At 47.5% G+C, this 2,281-nt stretch carries 2 protein-coding genes and 1 pseudogene; all 3 read left to right on the top strand.

Annotated features, from left to right (window positions below; translation table 11 throughout):
• Positions 1 to 111 (top strand): annotated as a pseudogene (locus KLP42_RS26460) (IS630 family transposase); the annotation flags it as partial.
• A 449-nt stretch (positions 112 to 560) separates the two neighbouring features.
• Positions 561 to 1,868, top strand: coding sequence for an AAA family ATPase (locus KLP42_RS26455; protein WP_215571147.1), 1,308 nt, complete (start codon positions 561 to 563; stop codon positions 1,866 to 1,868).
• Positions 1,865 to 2,215: a hypothetical protein gene (locus tag KLP42_RS26450; protein ID WP_215571146.1), complete on the top strand. Its 351-nt coding sequence runs from the start codon at positions 1,865 to 1,867 to the stop codon at positions 2,213 to 2,215. The genes KLP42_RS26455 and KLP42_RS26450 overlap by 4 nt, the downstream gene beginning before the upstream one ends.
• Positions 2,216 to 2,281: the final 66 nt, after the last annotated feature.

Genomic DNA, 2,281 nt, shown 5'->3' with positions numbered 1-2,281 from the left:
GCAGAGCGCACCGTAACTGGCCTTTGGGACAGGATCGGGAAACTGATTGACCTCGTCGAGCCACAAGAGGCTCGCAACTTCTTCACATCATGTGGTTACGATCCAGCATGAAAGGGAAACGCTCTAGCTTCACGTTGGCGCGGTCTATCTGGAGTGCCCGGAGCGAGCCATCAGTTTCTTTCCCCGCAAGGCCTATTCGGAGGGCAACCCAAAAGAATCTGTTGATCAGAGAAAGAATATCGCAAATCGTATGCAAAAAGTTGGTGCGTCAAAAGCAGCGTTTCCGAATGTCGATATCTCGCCGCTCAAAGCGGCTACCAAGCTGCGGAACAGAAGCACTTGATCGGCTAATTCGGCCACGATGAGAATCACTAAACTCGAATTTCATTCGGGATCGGCAAACATGGCGCTTCAGCTCCAACGATAATTCCAACGCTTGAACTCGCGATTGAAAATAATGTACTGAGTATGAGAGAACGCCACTTTAGATTGATACCAGATCGTGATCATCCTCGCCCTGATGAAACACTGAATAACGACCGTATAAGAGAAAAGCAAAAATGCACGTAATTTCGAAAGTGTCAGTTGAAGGGTTCTGGGAGACCTACAATTTTGATTTTGCGATGAACAACGACGTAACGTTTTTTATTGGACAAAATGGCACTGGTAAAACAACGCTCATAAATCTAATTGCTGCGGCACTAGAAGTTGATCTGCGCACGCTGGTCAAAATACCTTTCAAGAAAATTACGATCAGCTTCGATCGGGCGGACAAGAACAAGCAAGCATTTATATCTGTTACGAAGAAAGAGAAAAAAGAGCGCCCGTTTGAGCAATTTGAGTACGTGATGCTTAATCCGGCGGTTGCGTCGAAGGAAGTCAAGCTCACGCTGGGGGACGAACCAGATTGGGTCCACTATGAACCCAGGTGGCTCAACGAGCACGCAAGGTTTAATGATTTTTCGAATCGCGGCCGTCAGCGCATAGCTCGCTTCATTGAACGAATGGTCAACGTAAATTGGTTGTCGGTCAATCGCATCAGTCTCACTGCTGCATCACGCGACGACAAGACCTATGAACTGCTAGTCGATAAGAAGCTTGAAGGGCTTTCAAACGATCTGGTACGCTACTTTGCCAGCCTGTCTAAACGCAAGGACGAGGAGGTCCGGCTGTTTCAGGAATCGCTGTTTATGACGCTGCTCGAACAGCATGAAGACTTCAACCCGTTCGAATTCAGACACGTCTACCGCACTGATCTTGAACAGTACGGTGAGGTTCTCAAGAATATTTTTGCGGAGTTGCATGTTGAAAATGAGCGCGTTCAGCCGGTAATTGGCGCCTTCATCAATAGGGCCAAATCTATTATCCAGCGGCTCGCTGAAAGAGACCGGGACGACAAGGGCATATTGCTTAATGAAGCTATATTTGTTTCAGAATTCAGAAAAATTGAGAATATTGTTGATCGATGGAACAACATCCAAGACAAGCTAAACGAAATTTTTTCGCCAAAAGATAGGTTCCTAAGTATTTGTAATGCTCTCTTTCAGAGGAAGAGCATGACGCTAGACGCGGAGAACGAGTTTCAGTTTACTTCCAGAAGTGGAAAACCCCTCACTACTGCAATGCTTTCAAGCGGAGAGAAGCAGCTGCTGATACTACTAAGTGAGGTACTCCTTCAGCGCGAACAACCTTTTGTGTTCATTGCCGATGAGCCTGAGTTGTCACTGCATGTTCTATGGCAAGAGAAACTGATCGGTAGTCTTCGCCACCTGAACCCTAATGCCCAGATTATCGTGGCGACGCACTCCCCAGACATCGTAGGCGCTCTGGCTGATAACGCTATCGACATGGAGTCATTGATAAGATGACTTTCAAAAGGACGGGCAGCGCACTGCATAGTCTTCATCGGTTCTTCAGCGTGGATGCAATTGTCTTCTGTGAGGGAGGCGAAGTTCTTGAATATACAAGTGCTGTCAGTCAATCCCCGGGCACTCCAACGCTTGATACGTTTTTTTGGAGTTCACTGGTTCGGACGCTAGCACTAAACAAACGTTTTCACTTCAAATCGGTGGGTGCAAAATCTATTACGATGGCGATTGCGCAGGAGGTTGAAGCGCTCGGTATAGTAACTGTGTCTGTCTGCATGGATCGTGACTGGACACCTCGAAAAACCTACCGCTTTTGCGATATTCGTGATTCCATCCTGCTTGTTTGATTTGGCGGGAGCGGATGATGCGGGGACAGCCTGGTTTCTTTGATCTGGACGAGCGTTACGAACGGC

The sequence above is a fragment of the Rhizobium sp. CSW-27 genome, assembly GCF_018760785.1.
Classification (GTDB): domain Bacteria; phylum Pseudomonadota; class Alphaproteobacteria; order Rhizobiales; family Rhizobiaceae; genus Neorhizobium.
This window is presented reverse-complemented; position numbering and strand designations above follow the sequence as displayed.